This is a genomic window from uncultured Ruegeria sp. (genome assembly GCF_947497005.1).
Taxonomy (GTDB): Bacteria; Pseudomonadota; Alphaproteobacteria; order Rhodobacterales; family Rhodobacteraceae; genus Ruegeria.
Map to the genome: position 1 here is coordinate 49,226 of NZ_CANMFF010000005.1, position 20,599 is coordinate 69,824.

Here is a 20,599-nt window from a genome sequence, read left to right on the forward strand (position 1 = left end):
CTTGGCTTATGGTTTCATTGAATCCCACCGCGCAACACGATCTGGATCAAATCGGGCCGTTTTCCGTCACCCTTGCAGAGCTTCCCACATTTCAAGGTCGCGCTGGGCGGTCCAGATGCGGGGCGTGTCGATGCCTCGGGCTTCGTCATAGGCGCGGGCTACGTTGAACGGCAGGCAGTGTTCGTAGATCGCGTAATCGGCGAATTTCGGATCGCATTCTGCGCGCACTGCATCCCATGCGTCTTTCAGACTGCCGCCACGTGCCGCAACTTTGGCCGCCGGGCGATAGGTGCTTTCGACGAAATCGCGAGTATTTTCGATCGCGGCATTCACCATGTCTTTGCCGACCAGCGCATCCCCACGACCCGGTGCGATGGCGTCGACATCAAACCATTTGATCTCGTCCAGCGTGTCTCCCCAGTCGCTGAAATGCCCGTCGCCGCAATAGCAGGCCGAGTGATATTCGACGATATCACCAGTGAACATCACGTTCTGATCAGGCACATGGATAACAATATCGCCTGCCGTATGCGCGCGGCCCAGATGCATCAGGTCGATCCGGCGGTTACCCAGATAAACGGTCATTGTATCGCTGAACGTGGTGGTGGGCCAGGTCAGACCGGGGATGCTCTCGTGCCCTTCGAACAGGCGCGGGAAACGTTGGAATTCGCTGTCCCGATCCTCTTGCCCGCGTTCCACCACCATGGCACGCGCCATGTCCGACATCAGGATCTGCTGAGCGCCAAACGCGCTGGCACCCAGAACGCGAACGGCGTGGTAATGGGTCAGGGCAACATGTGTGATCGGCTTGTCGGTGACCGAGCGCACGCATTCGATCACCTTGTTCGCCAAACGCGGAGTCGCCTGTGCTTCGACGATCATCACACTGTCATCACCGATGATGACGCCCGAGTTCGGGTCGCCCTCGGCGGTAAAGGCATAGAGCCCTTCGCCCACTTCGGTGAACGAGATTTTCTTTTCCGACATGTCCCCCTGGGACGCGAATGCTTTGGCCATGTGATTTTGTCCTTTTGCGGTTGCGCTGAAGGCAGGAGTTGGATGCCTCCGGCGGGAATATTTGGGAAAAGATGAAGATCAGTGTGTCATCGTTCAAACGGGGAATCGAGAGCGGGCAATACAGCACCTTCACAATCACCGAAGCCGATTGTGAAGCCGTCGCCTTTGGCCGCGCCGGTCAGGGTCAGGGTGTCGCCGTCCTCGATGAAGTTGCGGGTCTCGCCGGTATCCAGTGTCAGCGGTTCCTTGCCGCCCCAGCTGAGTTCCAGCAGCGAGCCGCGTTCGGGTTTGGTCGGGCCGGAAATCGTGCCCGAGCCCAGCAGGTCGCCGGCGTTCATTGGGCAGCCCGAGGTTGTGTGATGCGCCAGTTGTTGGGCGGCAGAATAGTACATCTGATTGTAATTCGTCCGGGCGATGGTGGTTGCATCTTTGCCCTCAGGAGCCATCGTCACGGCCAGATCGATATCATAGAGCATCGGTCCGCAATCTTTCAGATGATCCAGCAACTCGAACTCACGGGCGGGTGTGTCACATCGGAACGGCTCCAGCGCGGCCTTGGTTACGATCCATGGGCTGATCGAGGTCGCTGTGGCCTTGGCTTGGAATGGACCCAGCGGCTGGTATTCCCAGGCTTGAATGTCTCGCGCGGACCAGTCGTTCAGCAGGACGTAACCGAAGATGTTGTCATCCGCTTCTTGCACGGTGATCGGACCATCAGACGGGGTTCCGACAATCGCGCCCATCTCAAGCTCGATATCAAAGCGACGGCTCGGCAGGAAGGCGGGCAGGTCTTGATCGGGGGATTTTAGCTGGCCCCAAGGGCGACGGATTTCAGTACCTGAAACAACAACCGACGACGCGCGCCCGTTGTAACCAATCGGGATGTGCAACCAGTTCGGCGGCAACGCGTTTTCCGGGCCACGGAACATGGTGCCGACGTTGACGGCATGATTCCGACCCGCATAGAAATCGGTGTATTCGCTGACCGCGAAGGGCAGGTGCATTTCGGCATCGTCTTGTTTGACAAGCAGTGATTCGACCTTGTCCTTTTCCTCAGAATCTTCCGACAGCAAGCCGATCAACCGCTCACGCAGGGCAGTCCAGACGGCAGGGCCTTCCTCCATCAGAGGGTTCCAGAACGGCATGTCGAACAGCGGCTCATCGCCGAGGTCGATCAGGCCTTCGGCCTCAGCGGCGGTGACATCGAGGATCATGTCGCCAATTGCCACACCGCAGCGGGGCTCGTCACCCTCGGTTGAGAACACGCCGTAAGGCAGGTTGTTCAATGGGAACGGATGCGCCGCGTCATTGGCTGTCTGCACCCAGGATGTCATCAAAGGCATATTTTGCCCCTATTTTGTTGGATTTTTGCGAGGTTCGGTAGGATCTTAACCCCAGAACGATGGTTGCAACAGCACGAAGCTGTCGCGGTTACGGCAAGTCGCCTGCCAAGGCCGCACCTTTGCCCGGCGATTGCGGAGTCGCATGAACTCCGCAATCCGTTGAGTTCCGGTGCGTTCATCACCAACAGGACGGTTGCACATGGGTAAACCAATCCAAGGCTCATTTCTTGCCTGGAGTCCCGTCGAACTTCTTCTCAAGCGATGTCCAGCAATCGATATAGTCGTCCTGAAGCGGCGCCTCATTTGCGGCAAACGGGGTCAGGTGCTGGGGGAAACGGGTTTCGAACATAAACGACATCGTCTGGTCCAGCTTGTCCGGTCCCAGATTGGCGTTTGACGCTTTTTCAAAAGCTTCTTTATCGGGCCCGTGCGGGATCATCATGTTGTGCAAGCTTGTGCCGCCCGGAACGAAACCCTGAGGTTTCGCATCGTACTGACCGTAGATGTTACCCATCAGCTCGGACATGATGTTCTTGTGGTACCAGGGTGGGCGGAAGGTGTCTTCCATCACCATCCAGCGTTCGCGGAACAGGACAAAGTCGATATTGGCCGTACCTGGTTGACCTGAAGGGGCCGTCAGAACGGTAAAGATCGACGGATCGGGGTGGTCAAAAAGGATTGCACCGACGGGGCAGTAATTGCGCAGGTCATATTTGTACGGTGCGTAGTTGCCGTGCCAAGCGACCACATCCAGCGGGCTGTGGCCGATTTTGGTGGTGTGGAACTGACCGCACCACTTGATCGTTACGGTCGAGGGCACCTCGCGGTCTTCGAATGCAGCCACGGGCGCCTTGAAGTCGCGCGGGTTGGCCATGCAGTTTGCACCAATCGGGCCACGACCCGGCAGTTCAAACTTCTGCCCGTAATTCTCGCAGACAAAGCCACGCGCAGGGCCTTCTAATACTTCGACGCGGTACAGCAAGCCGCGTGGAATGATTGCGATTTCCTTGGGTTCCAGATCGATGACGCCCAGTTCTGTGGCGAAACGCAGACGCCCTTCCTGCGGTACAACCAGCAATTCGGAATCTGCTGAGAAAAAGTAGTCATCGACCATCGAGTCCGTGACCAGATAGATGTGGCAGGCCATGCCCACCTGCGTGTTTACATCACCGGCCGTCGTCATGGTCCGCATCCCGGTCATCCAGTTCAGACCTTCATCAGAATGCGGTACGGGATCCCAGCGATATTGACCCAGGCTGATCACATCCGGATCGATGCAGGGAGCCGATTTCCAATACGGCAAGTCAATCTTTTCGTAACGATGTGAGTGCTTTACGGACGGGCGGATGCGATAGCACCAGGTGCGTTCGGGCGGGTTGGCGGTAAAGGCCGTACCGCTGAGTTGCTCACCATATAGCCCGTAGTTGCACCTTTGCGGGCTGTTCATCCCTTGCGGCAGTGCATCGGGCAAAGCCTCGGATTCGAAATCGTTGCCAAAGCCGGGCATGTAACCGGCATGGGTACCAACTGGTGTTGCAGCTTGCGTCAAAGAATGCGGATCTGTCGGACGATTCATAGCAGGTTCCTCCGTTTGCTGCTTGTCGGTTAATAGTTGATTTTGTAACTAACAAGCATGACAAACGACGAATCCGAAAAAAATGATGACTTTTTCCTGCAGGATTTTCTGCCATTCCTGCTGAACCAGGCGGCCGAACGGGCCTCGCTTGAATTTCAGGGGGTCTACAAAGGCCGCTACGGTATGCTCAGAACCGAATGGCGGGTATTGTTCCATTTGGGCTTGTTTGGCGAAATGACTGCCAAGGAAATCGGTGAACGGGCCAGAATGCACAAAACCAAGATCAGCCGGGCTGTAAGCAAACTGGAACAGCGCCGCTATCTGAAGCGCACCCGGGACGAGGCGGACCGGCGGGCGGAATGGTTGGCGCTGACACCGGCGGGGCAAACGGTGTATCGTGACCTGCGCAAAGTGGCTGCAAGTTACGATGCCAAGCTGTCGGGGCTGTTCAGCGCGCAAGAGGCTGCGCTGCTGCGACACATGCTGCAGCGACTGGCCGGGCTGGATTAAGCACTGGTAATCGGTCGACGCCGCCCCCAGATGTGTCCCATGCTTGATACGGATTTTAGTATGACGTCATTTGAACCTGTTTCACCCTCGACCAATGCCTTGGTCGACTGGCTGGTCACCAAGGGGCTTGAAGGTGCCGGGCAGGAGGAGTTGCTGGAAGGCTTTTGTACCAGACTCGTGGCTTTGGGCGTCCCGTTGATGCGCTTTCACGCGGCGCAATCGACCCTGCACCCGGTCTACGGCGGAACCGGCTATAGCTGGTATAACGGGGCTGGTGGAGAATCCGAAAAATTCGAAAACACGGACGCGCCCAGCGAGATATGGCAGCAAAGCCCACTCTATGCCCTGCTGCACGAAGATCTGGATGAAATCCGGGTCAAATTGGTGGAGCAGAATGAGCCAAGTCGCTTTCCTTTGCTGAATGATCTGCGCGAAAACGGAGCTACCGATTATTACGCCACCGGGCTTTCTTACGAGGGCTCTCAGAAAGTGCGTCCCAATGGAGAGAAAAAGGTCAGTGATGGCGTTCTGATGTCCTTGACCAGTGATGCGCCCACCGGTTTTGAAGACAGTGACCTGAGCCGGATCAAAAGCGTGTTGCCGCATCTGGGACTGGCGCTCAAATCCGCCAAGAACCAGACCCTGACCGAAGATCTGATGCGTGTTTACCTGGGCCGTGACGCAGGTCGTCGCGTTTTGTCCGGTGAAATCCGGCGCGGGTCACTGCAACAGATCGATGCGGTGATCTGGAATTTCGACCTTGAAGGGTTCACCAACCTGTCAGAAGACCTGCCGGGGCACGAGATCATCGACATGCTGAACGATTATCTGGCCGTAGCCGTAAGTGTCGTGCATGACAGGGGCGGGAACATTCTGAAATTCATGGGCGACGGGCTGATGGCGATGTTCGACGTCGGTGAAATAGACGAGGACGCCCGCGCCGCGCTCGGCGCCGTACCCCTTCTCCAAGCCCGCATGGATGACTTGAACACCAAACGTCAGGCCGAAGGCTTGCCGGTTGCGAACTTCACATTGGCGCTTCACTCGGGTGAGATTCTCTATGGCAATATCGGGTCCAAGACGCGGCTGGACTTCACGGTGATCGGTCCGGCCGTCAACCAGGCCGCCCGCATTGCCGGAATGCACCGGTCGCTGGGTCAGAGAATCCTGATCTCGGACGATGTCGCCCGCGCTGCGTCGCCCTGCGCGCAAGAGCTCGTCTCGGTCGGTCGCTACATGCTGCGCGGTGTGCACGAACCGAAAGAGTTATTCACGGTATACAGTCCGGGCGGGCCATCAGTAACTGAATGAAACTGATTCTATTCCGAAATTGAAAGACTTGGCGGAACGTCCTGGTTCCGCCGGACGTCAGCGATGGGATTGTCCGGATGGTCGACCTTAGTGCGGATTTCGACCAATGACCGGTGTGAGCCCTGAGCCGCCATTGAGCACACTTTAGTCATTTGCAAGCGCGGCACGTCGCGAATCGCGTAAACCGGACATTCCCAGGCGCATTGCAGATGGCGGTGGTTCGGACAAAGCGAGCTTTCGCTTCCTATCAACCATCGTCCGCTTTGGGCGCCATTATAGTATTGCGAACGGCAGCTAGGGCGAGAATCTGTTCTGTAGACGCTCGTGCATAGCCAATGGTTATACTCTCAATTCGCAGAAAACTGATATCAACTGTTCTGTTTACGCGCCCATGAGAAGACCGCATCTCGCAATATTCCAATCGCTATTGTACCACTGTGTCGAACACAGAGTGCTTTGTGACGGGCAAGCAATTTTAAGGTTCCCTGTGTTTACCAAAAACCTCCGCGATCCAAGCTGAACTGATCGGTCGTCGCCAAGTGTACCGTTGGACAAAGCGAAAATGTTGGAATGTGATGCTTCATAGGGCTGGGGAGTCCTTTCTTGATAAATTCTCGAAGGGGTGTATCGTTTTGATATCGAACAATATGCATGGGAACTAAGTCCCAGCACAAATACTACGCACCGCTGCGGTGCCAGGGAGGAACAATGCAAAATTCATTTCTCGGAGCTCTCGCCATTACCACAATGCTGTCGCCAGTTGCGGCCATTGCACAGACCGAAGTGCAATTCTGGCACGCATTTACTGGCCGCTTGGGCGAGCTGGTCGCGGCACAGGTTGAAGAGTTCAATGCAAGCCAAAACGACTATATCGTAGTGCAAAGCCACAAGGGCAACTACTCCGAAACGCTCAACTCTGGAATCGCTGCATTCCGCGCCGGCGAGCAACCCCATATCCTCATGGTATTTGAAGTCGGAACAGCTACGATGATGTCCGCAAAAGGGGCGACCAAGCCTGTTTACGAGGTGATGGCTGATAGCGGCGCCACGTTTGATCCAAACGCCTACATCGGATCTGTCAAGGGGTACTATACGACCACCGACGGTGAAATGCTGTCGCTGCCGTTTAACTCGTCCACGCCGGTATTGTGGGTGAACCGGGATGCTTTTGAAGCCGCGGGTGTTGATCCTGACACGGATCTGTCGACGTGGCAGAAAGTGGGTGAAACGCTAGAGGCCCTCAAGGCTGGTGGGTCTCAATGCCCCTTAGTGACCGCATGGCAAAGCTGGATTCACCTTGAAAACTTCTCGGCTTATCATGACGTGCCATTCGCCAGTCAGGACAACGGCTTTGCCGGACTTGATACAGAACTGATGTTGAACGGTGAAGCTCAGGTCGCACATCTGACGGCCATGGGTGACTGGGCGAAAGACGGCAAGTTCATCTATACCGGGCGCCGCAATGAAGGTGGCGCTAACTTCCGGTCTGGTGAATGTGCGCTGTTCACCGAAAGCTCGGCTGGTTATGCCGGGATCAAGGCGGAAGCAGAGTTTGATTTCGACGTGCGACCACTGCCCTACTGGGAAGGCGTCGGAAACGGCCCGCAGAACACCATCATCGGTGGGGCTTCCCTTTGGGTCATGGAAGGCCATGAAGACGCCGAATACGCAGGTGTTGGCGAATTCCTGAGCTTCTTGTCGTCCAGTGACGTGCAGGCGCAATGGCATCAGGACACCGGCTATCTACCCATCACCGCAGAAGCGGGCGAAGCAACCCGCGACGCCGGATTCTACGAGGCAAACCCCGGTACCGATGTGGCTGTGATCCAGATGACCGCGAAAGAGCCGACGGCGAACTCCAAAGGCTTGCGTCTTGGGTCCTTCGATCAAATCCGCGGCATCATCGACGAAGAGCTTGAGGCCATCTGGGCAGGTGACAAGACCGCTCAGGAAGCGATGGACAGCGCCAAGGAACGCGGCGACGCGTTGCTGCGCCGGTTCGAGTCGGCAAACAACTAAGGCAATACGAAGGGTGGGCCAAACGGCCCGCCTTTTTTAGCCGAGGGGTCTGATGGAAAAACGGGTTAAGTTTCGCGGTTGGGTGCTGCCGCTGCTGCTGATTGCGCCGCAAGTCGTAATCTCGGCAGTGTTCTTTTTCTACCCGGCCGGCCAAGCGATCTGGCAATCGTTGTTCATTCCCGACCCCTTTGGCCTGTCCATGCAGTATGTGGGCCTTGGTAATTTTGAATACCTACTGTCGGACAAGTTCTACCGAGCATCTTTTGTGACGACTGCGATCTTTTCGATCCTAGTTACACTGTGCTCGATGATTCCGGCATTGTTTCTTGCCGTCATTGCGGATCGTTTGATCAAGGGATCCGGCGTTTACCGCACGTTACTGATCTGGCCCTATGCTGTGGCTCCTGCAGTTGCGGGTGTGCTCTGGCTGTTCATGTTCAACACCCGCGTCGGCGTGGTATCCTGGTATCTGGGACAATTAGGATACGACTGGAACCATGTACTGAACGGGACAGAGGCAATGGGCCTTGTTGTCGTTGCATCTGCCTGGGGGCGGATCAGCTATAACTTCCTGTTTTTTTTCGCGGCCCTACAAGCCGTGCCAAAATCGGTCATCGAGGCCGCTGCCATAGATGGCGCGCATTTCTGGCGGCGGTTCTGGACAATTGTCCTGCCGCTTTTGTCGCCTACGACCTTCTTCTTGCTTGTGGTCAATATCGTCTACTCCTTTTTTGAAACCTTCGGCGTGATCCACACCATCACCGGAGGCGGGCCGCAGCAGGCAACCACGATCCTTGTCTACAAGGTCTATTCGGACGGGTTCGTCAGCCAGGATCTAGGGTCGTCTTCCGCGCAATCGGTCATCTTGCTGATCGTGGTGGGGCTGCTGACGATCCTGCAGTTCAAGTTTATTGAAAAACGGGTGCACTACTGATGGCACGCGAAATTCACGGCATGGTCGAAAAGCGAGGCACCGGGCTGTGGCTTACTCACGTCTTTATGATTCTTGGTGTGCTGGTGATCTTCTTTCCGATCTGGCTGGCATTCGTGGCCTCGACGGTGACCCAGTCAGACATCATCCGCCCACCCATGCCGGTCTGGCCGGGTGATCAGCTCTGGATCAACTATAAGAACGCACTCTACTCAGGTATCAACGTGCCGGTCGGGACAATGCTGTTCAACAGTCTGGTTTTGGCCATCGGGATCGCAGTGGGCAAAATTGTCATTTCCCTTCTTTCGGCATTTGCCATTGTCTACTTCAAGTTTCCCGGTCGGGGCATCTTTTTCTGGCTGATCTTCCTGACACTAATGCTGCCTGTTGAGGTACGTATCGTACCCACTTACGAGGTGGTGGCCGGATTCGGTATGCTGAACTCATATTCCGGCCTGATATTTCCTCTGATCGCCTCGGCCACGGCGACGTTTTTGTTTCGGCAATTCTTTCTGACCATCCCGGATGAACTGGCAGAGGCTGCACGCGTGGACGGCGCCCGTCCGATGCGGTTCTTTTGGGATATCGTTGTCCCGATGAGCCGCACAAACATCGCTGCGCTTTTTGTTATCCTCTTTATCTATGGCTGGAACCAATACCTCTGGCCGCTGTTGATCACGACGGACCCGGAGATGAACACAATCGTAATGGGCATCAAACAGATGTTCCCAAGCGGAGATGACTTTGCCCACTGGCCAACGATCATGGCCACCTCAATCCTTGCGATGATCCCGCCGGTAATCGTAGTCGTGGGCATGCAACGGCTGTTTATTCGCGGCCTTGTCGATAGTGAGAAATAGCAGATGGCAACAGTTTCCCTGCAAGATATCAAGAAAAGCTTTGGCGACACTGAGGTGATCCACGATGTCTCTGTGGACATTGTTGATGGCGAATTCATAGTCATCGTCGGACCGTCGGGCTGTGGAAAATCCACCTTGCTACGCATGGTAGCAGGGTTGGAAACGGTAACCGCTGGAGACGTATTAATCGGGGGAGAGCGCGCCAACGAAAAGGAGCCGATGGACCGCGACATCGCAATGGTGTTTCAGAATTATGCTCTCTACCCGCATATGTCTGTGCGTCAAAACATGGGCTACGGGCTCAAGATCGCCAAGCTTCCGAAGGGAGAGGTTGACGCCAAGGTGCTGGAAGCCGCCAGATTGCTGCAACTTGAACCGCTGTTGGATCGCAAACCCCGAGAACTCTCTGGCGGGCAGCGTCAGCGCGTAGCGATGGGGCGGGCTATCGTACGTGAACCGGCGGTGTTTCTCTTTGATGAACCACTGTCGAACCTCGACGCCAAACTGCGCGTTCAAATGCGTCTTGAGATCAAAGAGCTTCAGTCGAAGCTGGGTATAACGGCACTATACGTTACTCATGATCAGGTCGAGGCGATGACTATGGCAGACCGGATGATCGTGATGAATGGTGGCGTTGCCGAACAGATCGGCACCCCACTCGAGGTTTACGAAACCCCGCGCACACTTTTTGCAGCACAGTTCATTGGCAGCCCGGCAATGAACATTCTGGATGCGGAAATTAAGGATGGATGGGTCACTTCGGGCGATCAACGTATTGCTGAGTCTAGTGGGCCCAACGGCCCAGTCAAATTTGGTGTCCGCCCGGAGCATCTGATCGCCGAAGACGCCGGAGCCATCCGCGTGCGCCCCAAATTGGCTGAACCGCTTGGCGCAAATACTCTTCTGCATTGTGAACTTGTTGACACAAACGAAAGCTTCACAGCCAGCCTGCCGGGTGTTCATGTCCTGAGCGGTGAGAACTCTATCATGCGGTTTTCGATCCAGCCCGCTAAATCGCATCTCTTCGATATTGACACAGGCCTACGTCGTACGGGTTAAAAATCTTGTGTTTCACTGCGGTTTTCCAAGTCACCAAATACGCTAAACCGGAACATTGCGACTGACTTGCAGCCTCGGCGATTTCAGATTTGCTATCGCGATTGGCGGTTTGGATCTGTCTAAGCCGACCTCAATGAAAGCTATAGCCCGTTTGTGGTCGTTGACACAGCGCGCATCAATTGGAGTGATTGGGCTCACTGCATTCGTTCTCTGCGGCTAGCTCGGATGGGTTTAATGAGCGCTGAGCCGCCATTGAGCACACTTTGGTCATTTGCAAGCGCGGCACATCGCCTAGCGCGCAATGCGGCTGCCAAGACAGCCGGTCAGAAATCGATCTCAACACCCGGCAGGTTCAGCTCTTTCATCATGTCGCGCAGCTCTTGACGGGCGGCGATGTTCGAGATGTTCAGCTGCTTGACGCCGATATCCTTGAGATCAAGCAGAGTCAGACCACGGGGGAATAGTTCACGGAAAACAACCCGTTCGGAAAAGCCTGAAGCGACGCGAAACCCGATGCGCTGCGACAGCATCTCGATTGCGCGCTGCATCTTTTCCTTGTTGACCATCCGCTGCGTCCCGACCCGGTTGCGGACAACAACCCAGTCGATGGGTTTCAACCCGGCCTGGGCCCGAAGTTGACGGGCATTCCACACCATCTCGGAATAGACCGACGGGCCGAGGATTTTCTCGCCCTTCGAGTCAATCCGCGCCAGCAGGTCAAAGTCGATGAAACTGTCATTCAGCGGCGTGATCAGCGTGTCGGCCAGCGAATGCGCCACCTGGCTGAGCCGCGTGTGTGATCCCGGACAGTCGATCAGGATGAAATCGCTGTCGCTTTCCAGTTGCGACACGGCAGCGGATAGACGGTGGTCATAGATGTTCTCACCCGGCTTCAACGTCGCGGCATCGATCTCAGGCAGGTCGTGGTGGCGCGGGCCGGGCAGAGTCAGGTCCGAGCTTTTGAGGAAGTTGTTGCGGTTCTCGAAATAGCGTCCCAGACTGCGCTGGCGCAGGTCCAGGTCCAGCGTGCTGACCTTGTGTCCCAATCGGGCCAGTGCGGTTGCCACATGCATCGACACGGTCGATTTGCCTGCGCCACCCTTTTCGTTCCCGACCACAATAATATGTGCCATGCTTGTATTCCCAAGTCTTGCCGTGTTTGACTACACGTTGTTGTCAGCCACTATATGTTGTGTCGACTGCGATGAAAAGAACCTCAAGCGCTGCTTTCGAGCAATATCAGGCCCTAAATTGGAAAACCCTGCGCAACACGAGGGTTACAAGGGGCGCTTGTCAAAACATCGACCCTGATTCACAGTCTGAACACCGTTTTGGCAAGGAGAATTCGGCTTGGAACATCTGTTCCTGAACGTTTTGAATGTGGTTTTACCAGTTCTGATCTGTGCCGGGATCGGCTTTGGCCTAGCCGTGATTCACGCGCCGTTCGACAATAAAGTCATTGGTGGGATCGTCTCAAAGGTGGGCTATCCGACGCTGATCATCTCGCATTTATCGACCACGAAACTAGCGGTGGGCACCTTTCTTGACATGATGGCCGCCGCCGCTCTGGCGGTGTCAGGGTTCGCTGTGTTGGGCTTTGTCGCGCTCAAAGCTCTGCACCTGCCTGTGCGGGCCTTTCTGACACCGTTGATGCACAGCAATGTCGGCAATATCGGCCTGCCGATTGCACTGCTGGCGCTGGGCGATGCGGGCATGGCCTATACGATGGCCTTTGTGGTGGTGGTGCTGATCAGCATCTTCACCGTCGGCATGTGGATTCCGGCCGGAGAGTTTTCGCCAAAGAAACTGGCGACCTCTCCGATTATCTACGCCGTGGCGCTTTCGCTGATCCTGATGACCACGGGGACCAGCCTGCCGCAGCCGGTTGCCAAATCCTTTGACATTCTGGGCGGGCTGTCGATCCCGCTGATGCTGCTGACTCTGGGCCACACTCTGGCGACGTTGCAGGTCAAGCGTCTGGGCCGGGCTGTTTTGTTGACGGCCCTGCATCTGGCAATGGCGGTTCTGATTGCCAGTGTTCTGATCTGGTTGTTCGGCTTCACCGGAACCGAGCGGGGTGCTCTGATCCTGTGCTGCCTGATGCCGTCATCCGTGGCGACTTATCTGTTTATCGACCAGCATGTGCCGGAATATGGACCGGATGTGGCCGGGCTTATTCTCGTCTCGACGCTCAGCACCATCCTGGTGCTGCCGATTGCACTGTCCTTCTGGATCTGACGCCACCCTATGCGCGGAGGCAAAAATCGCTAAACTGATGAATAATTGCATTAAACAATCATAGTCTGAGGGTATTTCATGCGCGACAAGACCTCGGCAGATATATCTCAACAGTCCCGCGCCCGCGTGGTGCTGGCGATGACGGCAATCTGCATGATGGTCGTGGGGTTTAACACCACCGCCGTGACCACCATTTTACCCAACCTCAAGGCAGAGTTCGATCTGACCCCGTCAGGGCTGCAATGGGTGATGGCCACTTATTCCGTGACCAGCGCGACACTTGTTTGCATCGTCAGCCGCCTGGGGGACATCACCGGCAAGATGGGCGTGTTCTTCTTTGGCATGATTGTTTTTGCGATCGGATCGGCCCTGGCCCTGTTCGCGCAGGATGGGGCCATGCTGTTGTTCGGGCGCGGTGCGCAAGGGGCAGGAGCAGCGGCATTGTTCGGCACCTCCTTGTCACTGCTGACCGCTGCCACCCCCGAGGAGCAGCGCGCCAGCGTCACCGGTATCTGGGGTGCGATCGTTGGCCTGGCGATCGGTGTCGGGCCGATCGTTGGCGGCGCTTTCGGGCACTATGTCAGCTGGCGCGCAGTCTTTGCGGCCGACCTGGTTCTGCTGGCTTTGGCCTTTGCCATCGGTCTGCATGTCAGCAAACGGAAATACATCCCCGACACCCGTCTGGCCGGGGCAAAGTTCGACTACGCGGGGGCGCTCGCCATCCTGTTTTTCCTTGGACCATTGTCTTTTGCGCTCAGCAACGGGGAAAGCGGCGGGTGGACTTCGCCTCTGACACTGGTGCCGCTTTTAGTGGCGGCGGTGTCGACGGTTGCCCTTGTTATCGTGTCCCGCCGCAGCGACGACCCGCTGATCGAACTGCGATACTTTCGCCATCCGCGTTACTTGATGGCTGCGGCAGGAATGTTCTTTACCGGTTTCACGCTGTTCTGTTTCTTTGTCTATTTCAACACATTCGTCCAATCGCCCGATGCCTTTGGATATTCGTCCATCAGTGCGGGTCTGGCAATCATGCCTCTAAGCCTCAGCATGTTCGCAATCTCGGTCATCGCGCCCCGCTTTCTGGCACCCTACAGTTTTCAGTGGCCGATCGCGATTGGCCTGGGCGCGATGGCTTGTGGGTTTCTGCTGCTGATGACGACCACGAACACCACGCATTTCACCGAAATCTGGTGGAAGCTGCTGATCGTCGGCGTTGGGCTGGGCATCTGCTTTTCGCTGTTGCCACGGCTTGGTCTGCGCCTGCTACCCGAGCAACATGTGGGGCAGGGTTCGGGGGTCATAAATGCCTGCCTCTATTTCGGCGCAACACTTGGTGCCGTGGTCGGAGGCCTGGCCGAAGCTGTCACGAAACGCCGTGATCTGTCCGAGGTGATCGATGCGCTGCCTGCCGGATCGACCCAGCGCGAGGGTCTGGCCCACGCGCTGACGCACGGAACGCCTAACCAGATCCAGCAATTGATCTCGGGGATGGATCCGACAACGGGAAGTGCATTGGCCAAAGCCTTACGGGATGTGCAAGACAACGCCTTTGACAGTGCCATGATGGTTGCCGCGATTGCGGCGCTGGCCGGGATGGCCCTGGCGCTGATGTTGTTGCGCGGACCGATACCCCCTGTCCACAGTGCGGCCGAGTTGACGCGCAAACCGCGACAACCCAGCCCCTAGCCGCCAAGGTAAACCCCCTTTTGCGGACGATAGAAGACCTTCTGATCGTGCAACTTACCCAGAAGTTCGTGAATGCGCCGTAAAGTGTCTTCACGGTTGGCCTTGCTGTCCTCGGGTTCATCCAACGCGGCTTGTGACAAAGAAGCGACGGAGTCGCGCAAAGCCGTTTCAATCAGGTCCATATCCTTGACCGAAAGCTCGATCATGTCGTTGTACTGGGGCATTCCGGGTTTCTCCATGGCATCTGAGCGTTGGTCAGATGGAGTGTAGCATCTTAGGGCCTTTACCGAAAATGCATCGTGTCTGGCGTTTACCCCATGTGGCCGAGATCCAAAAAGAAAAGGCCGCCCCAAAGGACGGCCTTTCGCAATCGAAACGGGTCAGGATTAGAAGCCCAGACCTTCGTATTTCTTTTTGAACTTCGACACACGGCCGCCAGCGTCCATCAGACGCGACGAACCACCGGTCCATGCGGGATGCACGGAGGGGTCGATTTCCAGAGCCAGCTGATCGCCTTCGGCGCCCCAGGTGGATTTCATCTGAACTACGGTGCCATCGGTCATTTTGACGTCGATGACGTGATAATCGGGATGGATGTCTTTTTTCATCTTTCCGCTCCTTACGCCTCGGCGCCAGCCTTGGGCTTGTAGTTGGTAACCTCTGCGATACGCGCGGATTTACCACGGCGCGAGCGCAGATAGTACAGTTTGGCGCGACGGACGCGGCCGCGGCGGACAACGGTGATGCTGTCGATGTTGGTCGAATACAGCGGGAACACACGCTCCACGCCTTCGCCAAACGAAATCTTGCGCACGGTGAACGCACCGGCGATGGTGTTGCCGCCCTTGCGGGCGATGCAGACGCCTTCATAGTTCTGCACACGGGTGCGCGACCCTTCGGTCACTTTAAAGCCGACACGGATGGTGTCACCGGCTTTGAAATCGGGGATATCTTTCCCCAGGGCGGCAATCTGTTCCGCCTCAAGCTGTGCGATCAGGTCCATCGCAGTTTCTCCTATCTGCTCGTGGTTGGTCCACGAAGTTTGGGCACGGCCTGAGAGCTCTTGGTCTTCACCGGGTCCTGCACACAGCCCGCCAGAGGTCAGATCGAATGTTCCTTTGATCTGGTCCGATCCGACACGTCCGTGCAGAAGAAAGCGGGACGCCATGTCATGATGCAAACCAAAACACCGGAGTCGCAGGATGCGGCACCGGATAGCGGTCGTTTAAGGGTATTGGGGGCAGGGATCAAGAGCAAACTGCAGGGCACGGCGGTGGGATTCCGCTTTTGGGAAATTCCGCCGTTGCCATAGCGGTCAGATCAGGCATTCTGGAGGAAATTGGAAGAGCAGAAATTTCAGACAGGACCCAATGATGCGAATTGCATTCATGCTGGCAGTTGCGGCTGCTTTGCTTATGTCGTGCGGGCGCGGTGGCCCGAAACCTCAGACCGTAAACCCCACGCCGGGCGTGGACAGGACTGCACCATCCGTGATCTACCCGGATTTTGGCGATGCCGATCCGCATGACTGGGATGGTCGCCACCCGGGGCATTACCCGATCCACGGGTTGGATATCTCGCGCTGGCAGGGTCCGATTGACTGGCGTAGGGCCAAGGCGTCGGGAGTGAGCTTTGCATTCCTGAAAGCAACCGAAGGCGGCGATGTAGCGGACCCGTTGTTCCGTGACCATCGGCGCGGTGCGCAGGCGGTGGGCGTACCCTGGGGGGCCTATCATTATTACTATTTTTGCCGATCAGCCCGGGAACAGGCACAATGGTTCATCCAAAACGTGCCAAAAGGGGCAGACCTGCCGCATGTGCTGGACATGGAGTGGACGCCGCATTCCAAAACCTGCACGCTGCGGCCTGATGGCAGAACGGTCCGCGCCGAAGCACAGCGCTTTCTGGACATTCTTGAACGGCATTATGGCCGACGCCCAATCGTCTATACCACAGTGGATTTCTTTGCAGATACCGATATCGGGCGTCTGCCCAAGACCGAATTCTGGTTAAGATCCGTTGCGGGCCATCCGCGTCAGGTCTATCCCCGCACGGTCTGGCGGTTCTGGCAATATACCGGCACCGGACTGGTGCCGGGTGTTCAGGGCAAGGTGGATATTAACGTCTTTAACGGCACCCCAGAGGCCTGGGCCAACTGGAAGGCACGACCTTAAATCTTTGGCGTTCCATAAGTCTCGATTGTGCCGCCGCTGACCAGATGATCCAGGCGTCGTTCGCGTTCTTCACCAAACGCGTTGCGCACCCAGAACGACTCGCCCGCATTTAACTCGCGGCGTTCGAACCCGCGCGCGCGCAGGCAGCGGTCTACCTGATCGATCTCGCCCTGCACGCGCAGTTCGTCCTGAACCGGGGCGGTAACAGCAGGGCCGACGATGATGCCCCAAAGAAGAATATTGGTGGCATATCCACCGATGACGGCGCTATTGCCGCCCTCGTCGGCTTCCTGAGAGCAGGAATCCACCGCAACTCTGGCAGAGTGCAAATTGTGACCGGCTTGCGTCGGAACGGACATCCCAAGTTGTTTGGTGGTGCAGGCGGAAGCAACCAACAATGCACCAAGCAATAGTTTTTTCATAATGTCGTCTGTCTCACTTTTTAATGCTTAAAAAATCTATGGGACTCAAAAGTGAATAAATTGAGGCGCGTTCAACTTCAAATAGCAATCTGATAAACAAAAAGACCTGCGGCATGTGCGCCACATCCCGCGTCTTCAGCCCGAGGTTTTGTCGCTGCTTTTCAGGTATTCTTCCCAGATATCGGGGCGCCGATTGCGTGTCAGATCCTCGGCCATTTCCTGACGCCACTCGGCGATGCGGCCGTGATGACCGGACATCAGAACCTCTGGTATCGGGCGTCCTTTCCAGTCTGCCGGGCGTGTGTATTGCGGGTGTTCCAGCAGGCCGGAAGAAAAGCTTTCCTCCTCGGTCGAAGCTTGATTGCCAAGAACGCCGGGGATCAGGCGCACCGTTGCATCGATCAATGCCTGCGCCGCGATTTCCCCACCGGTCATGACGAAATCGCCCAACGACACCTCTTGCACGCCGTAGTGTTCCAACACGCGCTCATCCACACCTTCGAATCTGCCACACAGCAAGGTTATGCCGTCACATCTGGCCAGGTTCTGCATCATGCGCTGGTCCATGCGACGTCCGCGCGGGCTGAGATATATCAGCGGCCAATTTCCCTGAATGCCAGCCATGGTGTGCTCGATCGCGTCGCCCAGCACGTCCGCCCGCAACACCATTCCGGCGCCACCCCCGGCAGGGGTGTCATCCACGTTGCGATGTTTGCCGACGCCGAACTGCCGCAGATCCACGGTTTCCAGTTGCCACAGACCTTCCTGCAGGGCCTTGCCCGTCAGGCTTTCGCCCAGAACACCGGGGAAGGCTGACGGGAACAGAGTGATGATCTTGGCTTTCCAGACCCCGTGCAGGTCCGGGGTCGGTGTCATCAGCTCACGTGGCTTCAGGGTTGGGCGGATCGCCTTGCGGCCATGGGATCTGCTGGGTTTTTCTGTCATGTCTGGCGGGCCAGTTCATTCTGCGCGGTTTGAATCAGAGCCTTCTTCTGGGTGATCAATGCGGCTTCGTCCAGCGGAGAACGATTAAGCGCCAGCAATTCTTCCAGGACATCGGTGGAAAATCTAGGGCTTGTTCGCGCAGGTCCCACAAGCTGCTCAGATTTCTCGGTCGGCAGGTCCAGGAAGTCCGCCAAAGGCGCCCCTGACCCAAATCTGTGGTCATGCATTTCTTCCATCCATCCGGTCTGAACCGTGACCGATGACAGCCGGTTCCTGATCTTGTCCACTGTGTCCTGCAGCGGTGGCAGATGGGCTAGGTCGTCGCAATAGTCATCCAGGGTCTCAACCAGACGAGAATGCTGCAGATCATGCGCCCAGAGGCTGCGCAACCATTGATCGCGCCGGCGCAAGGACAGGTAGACAGTGATATCGATATCCCGCTCCAACAGGCGGCGGCGCAATACGCCGACCAGAGTGTCCGCCAGTTCCGGTGCGGCCCCGTATCCCTCGCTTTTGTTTCTGCTGGGGCGCAGGCCCAGGAAATTCTCTTCACTCAGGATCAACCCGCGACGCGTCCCGAAATCAAGACCGTCGAGAAATTCGCGTATCTGGCCGCCAAACCCTGCCAGCGTTGCGTCCAGTCGATAGATCGAGTGGCGCGTGGCTGCTTCGCTCAGACCCAGCTTGCGTGTCTTATATGGAAGAACCAGAGAATAGCGCGGCCAGATCAATTTTCGGTTTTCATACAGAAAGGATTGTGCTGCGGTCATGCCTGTCTTGTGCAGGCCCAGATGCAGCAGGACCCGACGCATCAGATCAGGCCTTCGGGCGGGTCAGCGACGATACGGCCTTGCTCCAGATCCACCGTAGGTACCGCTTGCAACGTGAAGGGCAGCAATACAGTGGTTTTCAGGCCCGGCCCGTGCAATTCCAGCAAATCCGCAGCGCCGTGGTTCTGTACGGATTTAACCTTGCCCAGCAAGGTGCCGCCGGTGTCATAGACCTCAACCCCGATCAGATCAGTATGATAGAACTCATCATCAGGCAGCGAGGGCAACTGATCGCGCCTTGCAAACAGGCGCAATCCATTCAGGGCATCCGCCTGTTCCTTGGATTCTACCCCGCCAAGATGGGCCGCGAAGCCGTTCTTGATCGCGCGGGTCAGAACCACAGGATAGCGGTCCTTGCCGGTTTCATCGGTCAGGGGTGAATAGGCCTCGATATCTTCGGCAACGGCACAAAAGCTTTTCAGGCGCACTTCGCCGCGCACGCCGTAAGACCCCGCGACGCTGCCAACGCAGATCAGATCACTCATTGGCTGCCCCTGTCGTCAAGCAAATTCCGTTTCTCCATTCGCCAAGCCCCTCGCAGGCTTCACGCTGATTGCCGCGTTCAAAGAACACGCCCACAATAAAGGCGATCAGCAGCAGAATGGGAAGTCGTATCAATCCGAACATCAGGCCTTACCGTGTTTCGATTTTCAGGCCCTCGGCCCGGTTTTCCCAGCCGACCTGTTCCAGTTCTGGCTTATCCGACATCTGTTCAGGCCATCCGACACAGAAATATCCGATCAGCCGCCAGCCTTCAGGCACATCCAGATCGCGCGTCATCTGATCGGGATCCAAAATCGACACCCAACCCAGCCCCAGCCCTTCAGCCCGCAGAGCAAGCCAGAACAGGGTGATGGCAGAAACGACGGAATAGCGCCGCATCTCGGGCATCGTGCCTGCGCCAAGCCCCATCCCTTTGTCGGTGCTGTCGTCGCAGAAAACGGCCAGCTGCACAGGGGCCTCCTGCATCCCGGACAGTTTCAGGCGGCTGTAAAGCTGCGCCTTGTCGCCGGAATACCCCGTCAGGGCTTCATCATTGGCGATTTGAAAATTCTTCAGCGCTGCGGCCCGTGCCGCTTTGCTTTCGACGCGGATCACGCGCCAAGGTTCGCTGAGTCCCACCGAAGGGGCCAATCGAAATGCGTCGAGGCAGCGCGCCAGCACTGCCTCGTCTATCGCGTCGGTGCGGAACCGGCGCACATCGCGCCGGAGCCGCAACAACAGTTCGAACTGCGTGCGAAAATCGTCAGTAAAGGTTTGATCCCGCACGCGCCCGCCTGCTTATTCTTCTGCTGCGGCTTCTTCAGCCGGTGCAGCCGCTGCTTCGGCCGCTTCAGCTGCCTTTGCCGCTTTCTCTTCCACGCGCTCCTGAGCTTTCTTGCCCGGGGTACCCTTGTTGGGGTTGTTGCGCTCGGCCTTGTCACGGGTGCCGGCAGCTTCCAGCATGCGTGCAATACGGTCGGTGGGCTGGGCGCCCTGGTCCAGCCAGTACTGAATGCGCTCCATGTTCATTTTCACGCGATCTTCGCTGTCTTTCGGCAGCAGCGGGTTGTAGGTGCCCAGTTTCTCGATGAAACGGCCGTCGCGCGGCATGCGGCTATCAGCAGCCACGATGCGGTAGAAGGGACGCTTTTTCGAGCCGCCGCGGGCGAGACGAATTTTCATTGCCATGGTGGTA

Annotated in this window: 23 protein-coding genes; 9 read left to right on the forward strand and 14 right to left on the reverse strand. The window is 56.9% G+C overall.

Annotated features, from left to right (window positions below):
* Positions 1–66: 66 nt before the first annotated feature.
* The 3 genes from Q0816_RS08510 to hmgA form a co-directional block, all read right to left on the reverse strand.
* The gene (locus tag Q0816_RS08510; protein WP_298849441.1) at positions 67–1,017 is read right to left on the reverse strand and encodes an MBL fold metallo-hydrolase; all 951 of its coding nucleotides are present in this window, start codon (positions 1,015–1,017) and stop codon (positions 67–69) included.
* Between the two features lie 86 nt (positions 1,018–1,103).
* Positions 1,104–2,360: a fumarylacetoacetase gene (fahA, locus tag Q0816_RS08515; protein WP_298849443.1), complete on the reverse strand. Its 1,257-nt coding sequence runs from the start codon at positions 2,358–2,360 to the stop codon at positions 1,104–1,106.
* A 220-nt stretch (positions 2,361–2,580) separates the two neighbouring features.
* Positions 2,581–3,936 carry a homogentisate 1,2-dioxygenase gene (gene hmgA, locus Q0816_RS08520; RefSeq protein WP_298849445.1) on the reverse strand — a complete coding sequence of 452 codons (1,356 nt, stop codon included), beginning with the start codon at positions 3,934–3,936 and terminating at the stop codon, positions 2,581–2,583.
* Positions 3,937–3,993: 57 nt separating this feature from the next.
* Here hmgA and Q0816_RS08525 point away from each other — a divergent pair, with 57 nt between their 5' ends.
* From Q0816_RS08525 to Q0816_RS08550, 6 genes are all read left to right on the forward strand, one after another.
* Positions 3,994–4,446 (forward strand): MarR family winged helix-turn-helix transcriptional regulator, encoded by a 453-nt coding sequence (locus Q0816_RS08525; RefSeq protein ID WP_298849447.1) that lies wholly within the window; start codon positions 3,994–3,996, stop codon positions 4,444–4,446.
* Between the two features lie 60 nt (positions 4,447–4,506).
* Positions 4,507–5,757: an adenylate/guanylate cyclase domain-containing protein gene (locus tag Q0816_RS08530; RefSeq protein WP_298849449.1), complete on the forward strand. Its 1,251-nt coding sequence runs from the start codon at positions 4,507–4,509 to the stop codon at positions 5,755–5,757.
* Positions 5,758–6,465: 708 nt separating this feature from the next.
* Positions 6,466–7,776, forward strand: coding sequence for a sn-glycerol-3-phosphate ABC transporter substrate-binding protein UgpB (ugpB, locus tag Q0816_RS08535; protein WP_298849451.1), 1,311 nt, complete (start codon positions 6,466–6,468; stop codon positions 7,774–7,776).
* Positions 7,777–7,828: 52 nt separating this feature from the next.
* Positions 7,829–8,710 carry a sn-glycerol-3-phosphate ABC transporter permease UgpA gene (ugpA, locus tag Q0816_RS08540; RefSeq protein ID WP_298849453.1) on the forward strand — a complete coding sequence of 294 codons (882 nt, stop codon included), beginning with the start codon at positions 7,829–7,831 and terminating at the stop codon, positions 8,708–8,710.
* Positions 8,711–8,730: 20 nt separating this feature from the next.
* Positions 8,731–9,567 carry a sn-glycerol-3-phosphate ABC transporter permease UgpE gene (gene ugpE, locus Q0816_RS08545; RefSeq protein ID WP_298849905.1) on the forward strand — a complete coding sequence of 279 codons (837 nt, stop codon included), beginning with the start codon at positions 8,731–8,733 and terminating at the stop codon, positions 9,565–9,567.
* Between the two features lie 3 nt (positions 9,568–9,570).
* Positions 9,571–10,626, forward strand: coding sequence for an ABC transporter ATP-binding protein (locus Q0816_RS08550; RefSeq protein ID WP_298849456.1), 1,056 nt, complete (start codon positions 9,571–9,573; stop codon positions 10,624–10,626).
* A 323-nt stretch (positions 10,627–10,949) separates the two neighbouring features.
* Here Q0816_RS08550 and Q0816_RS08555 read toward each other — a convergent pair whose 3' ends face one another.
* Positions 10,950–11,759, reverse strand: a complete 810-nt coding sequence (locus Q0816_RS08555) for a division plane positioning ATPase MipZ (RefSeq protein WP_298849458.1) — start codon at positions 11,757–11,759, stop codon at positions 10,950–10,952.
* A gap of 217 nt (positions 11,760–11,976) precedes the next feature.
* Here Q0816_RS08555 and Q0816_RS08560 point away from each other — a divergent pair, with 217 nt between their 5' ends.
* Positions 11,977–12,864: a transporter gene (locus Q0816_RS08560; RefSeq protein ID WP_298849461.1), complete on the forward strand. Its 888-nt coding sequence runs from the start codon at positions 11,977–11,979 to the stop codon at positions 12,862–12,864.
* A gap of 78 nt (positions 12,865–12,942) precedes the next feature.
* Positions 12,943–14,550, forward strand: a complete 1,608-nt coding sequence (locus Q0816_RS08565; protein WP_298849463.1) for an MFS transporter — start codon at positions 12,943–12,945, stop codon at positions 14,548–14,550.
* Here Q0816_RS08565 and Q0816_RS08570 read toward each other — a convergent pair.
* The 3 genes from Q0816_RS08570 to rplS all read right to left on the reverse strand — a co-directional run bounded on the left by Q0816_RS08570 (position 14,547) and on the right by rplS (position 15,553).
* Complete coding sequence (locus tag Q0816_RS08570) at positions 14,547–14,774, reverse strand: hypothetical protein (RefSeq protein ID WP_298849465.1); 228 nt, start codon at positions 14,772–14,774, stop codon at positions 14,547–14,549. The genes Q0816_RS08565 and Q0816_RS08570 overlap by 4 nt on opposite strands.
* 162 nt (positions 14,775–14,936) lie before the next feature.
* Complete coding sequence (gene rpmE, locus Q0816_RS08575; RefSeq protein WP_050605278.1) at positions 14,937–15,158, reverse strand: 50S ribosomal protein L31; 222 nt, start codon at positions 15,156–15,158, stop codon at positions 14,937–14,939.
* An 11-nt stretch (positions 15,159–15,169) separates the two neighbouring features.
* Positions 15,170–15,553, reverse strand: a complete 384-nt coding sequence (gene rplS / locus Q0816_RS08580; RefSeq protein ID WP_058273331.1) for a 50S ribosomal protein L19 — start codon at positions 15,551–15,553, stop codon at positions 15,170–15,172.
* A 370-nt stretch (positions 15,554–15,923) separates the two neighbouring features.
* Between rplS and Q0816_RS08585 the strand changes: the two genes are divergently transcribed.
* The gene (locus tag Q0816_RS08585) at positions 15,924–16,724 is read left to right on the forward strand and encodes a GH25 family lysozyme (RefSeq protein ID WP_298849471.1); all 801 of its coding nucleotides are present in this window, start codon (positions 15,924–15,926) and stop codon (positions 16,722–16,724) included.
* Here the strand turns inward: Q0816_RS08585 and Q0816_RS08590 are convergent.
* The 7 genes from Q0816_RS08590 to rpsP form a co-directional block, all read right to left on the reverse strand.
* Positions 16,721–17,146 (reverse strand): hypothetical protein, encoded by a 426-nt coding sequence (locus Q0816_RS08590; protein WP_298849473.1) that lies wholly within the window; start codon positions 17,144–17,146, stop codon positions 16,721–16,723. The genes Q0816_RS08585 and Q0816_RS08590 overlap by 4 nt on opposite strands.
* A gap of 135 nt (positions 17,147–17,281) precedes the next feature.
* Positions 17,282–18,091 (reverse strand): tRNA (guanosine(37)-N1)-methyltransferase TrmD, encoded by an 810-nt coding sequence (gene trmD / locus Q0816_RS08595; protein WP_298849475.1) that lies wholly within the window; start codon positions 18,089–18,091, stop codon positions 17,282–17,284.
* Positions 18,088–18,903, reverse strand: a complete 816-nt coding sequence (locus tag Q0816_RS08600; protein ID WP_298849477.1) for a hypothetical protein — start codon at positions 18,901–18,903, stop codon at positions 18,088–18,090. The genes trmD and Q0816_RS08600 overlap by 4 nt, the downstream gene beginning before the upstream one ends.
* Positions 18,903–19,406, reverse strand: a complete 504-nt coding sequence (rimM, locus tag Q0816_RS08605) for a ribosome maturation factor RimM (protein WP_298849479.1) — start codon at positions 19,404–19,406, stop codon at positions 18,903–18,905. The genes Q0816_RS08600 and rimM overlap by 1 nt, the downstream gene beginning before the upstream one ends.
* Complete coding sequence (locus Q0816_RS08610) at positions 19,399–19,548, reverse strand: hypothetical protein (protein WP_298849481.1); 150 nt, start codon at positions 19,546–19,548, stop codon at positions 19,399–19,401. The genes rimM and Q0816_RS08610 overlap by 8 nt, the downstream gene beginning before the upstream one ends.
* Before the next feature lie 6 nt (positions 19,549–19,554).
* Positions 19,555–20,190, reverse strand: coding sequence for a 5,6-dimethylbenzimidazole synthase (bluB, locus tag Q0816_RS08615; RefSeq protein ID WP_298849483.1), 636 nt, complete (start codon positions 20,188–20,190; stop codon positions 19,555–19,557).
* Positions 20,191–20,202: 12 nt separating this feature from the next.
* Entirely contained in the window at positions 20,203–20,592 is a 390-nt protein-coding gene (gene rpsP / locus Q0816_RS08620; protein WP_298849485.1) for a 30S ribosomal protein S16, read from the reverse strand.
* Positions 20,593–20,599: the final 7 nt, after the last annotated feature.

Bases quoted from the DNA above. Each gene is read 5' to 3' on its own strand.
- Q0816_RS08510 (WP_298849441.1), bottom strand. From the start codon at position 1,017: ATGGCCAAAGCATTCGCGTCCCAGGGGGACATGTCGGAAAAGAAAATC.
- fahA (WP_298849443.1), bottom strand. From the start codon at position 2,360: ATGCCTTTGATGACATCCTGGGTGCAGACAGCCAATGACGCGGCGCAT.
- hmgA (WP_298849445.1), bottom strand. From the start codon at position 3,936: ATGAATCGTCCGACAGATCCGCATTCTTTGACGCAAGCTGCAACACCA.
- Q0816_RS08525 (WP_298849447.1), top strand. From the start codon at position 3,994: ATGACAAACGACGAATCCGAAAAAAATGATGACTTTTTCCTGCAGGAT.
- Q0816_RS08530 (WP_298849449.1), top strand. From the start codon at position 4,507: ATGACGTCATTTGAACCTGTTTCACCCTCGACCAATGCCTTGGTCGAC.
- ugpB (WP_298849451.1), top strand. From the start codon at position 6,466: ATGCAAAATTCATTTCTCGGAGCTCTCGCCATTACCACAATGCTGTCG.
- ugpA (WP_298849453.1), top strand. From the start codon at position 7,829: ATGGAAAAACGGGTTAAGTTTCGCGGTTGGGTGCTGCCGCTGCTGCTG.
- ugpE (WP_298849905.1), top strand. From the start codon at position 8,731: ATGGTCGAAAAGCGAGGCACCGGGCTGTGGCTTACTCACGTCTTTATG.
- Q0816_RS08550 (WP_298849456.1), top strand. From the start codon at position 9,571: ATGGCAACAGTTTCCCTGCAAGATATCAAGAAAAGCTTTGGCGACACT.
- Q0816_RS08555 (WP_298849458.1), bottom strand. From the start codon at position 11,759: ATGGCACATATTATTGTGGTCGGGAACGAAAAGGGTGGCGCAGGCAAA.
- Q0816_RS08565 (WP_298849463.1), top strand. From the start codon at position 12,943: ATGCGCGACAAGACCTCGGCAGATATATCTCAACAGTCCCGCGCCCGC.
- Q0816_RS08570 (WP_298849465.1), bottom strand. From the start codon at position 14,774: ATGCCCCAGTACAACGACATGATCGAGCTTTCGGTCAAGGATATGGAC.
- rpmE (WP_050605278.1), bottom strand. From the start codon at position 15,158: ATGAAAAAAGACATCCATCCCGATTATCACGTCATCGACGTCAAAATG.
- rplS (WP_058273331.1), bottom strand. From the start codon at position 15,553: ATGGACCTGATCGCACAGCTTGAGGCGGAACAGATTGCCGCCCTGGGG.
- Q0816_RS08585 (WP_298849471.1), top strand. From the start codon at position 15,924: ATGCGAATTGCATTCATGCTGGCAGTTGCGGCTGCTTTGCTTATGTCG.
- Q0816_RS08590 (WP_298849473.1), bottom strand. From the start codon at position 17,146: ATGAAAAAACTATTGCTTGGTGCATTGTTGGTTGCTTCCGCCTGCACC.
- trmD (WP_298849475.1), bottom strand. From the start codon at position 18,091: ATGACAGAAAAACCCAGCAGATCCCATGGCCGCAAGGCGATCCGCCCA.
- Q0816_RS08600 (WP_298849477.1), bottom strand. From the start codon at position 18,903: ATGCGTCGGGTCCTGCTGCATCTGGGCCTGCACAAGACAGGCATGACC.
- rimM (WP_298849479.1), bottom strand. From the start codon at position 19,406: ATGAGTGATCTGATCTGCGTTGGCAGCGTCGCGGGGTCTTACGGCGTG.
- Q0816_RS08610 (WP_298849481.1), bottom strand. From the start codon at position 19,548: ATGTTCGGATTGATACGACTTCCCATTCTGCTGCTGATCGCCTTTATT.
- rpsP (WP_298849485.1), bottom strand. From the start codon at position 20,592: ATGGCAATGAAAATTCGTCTCGCCCGCGGCGGCTCGAAAAAGCGTCCC.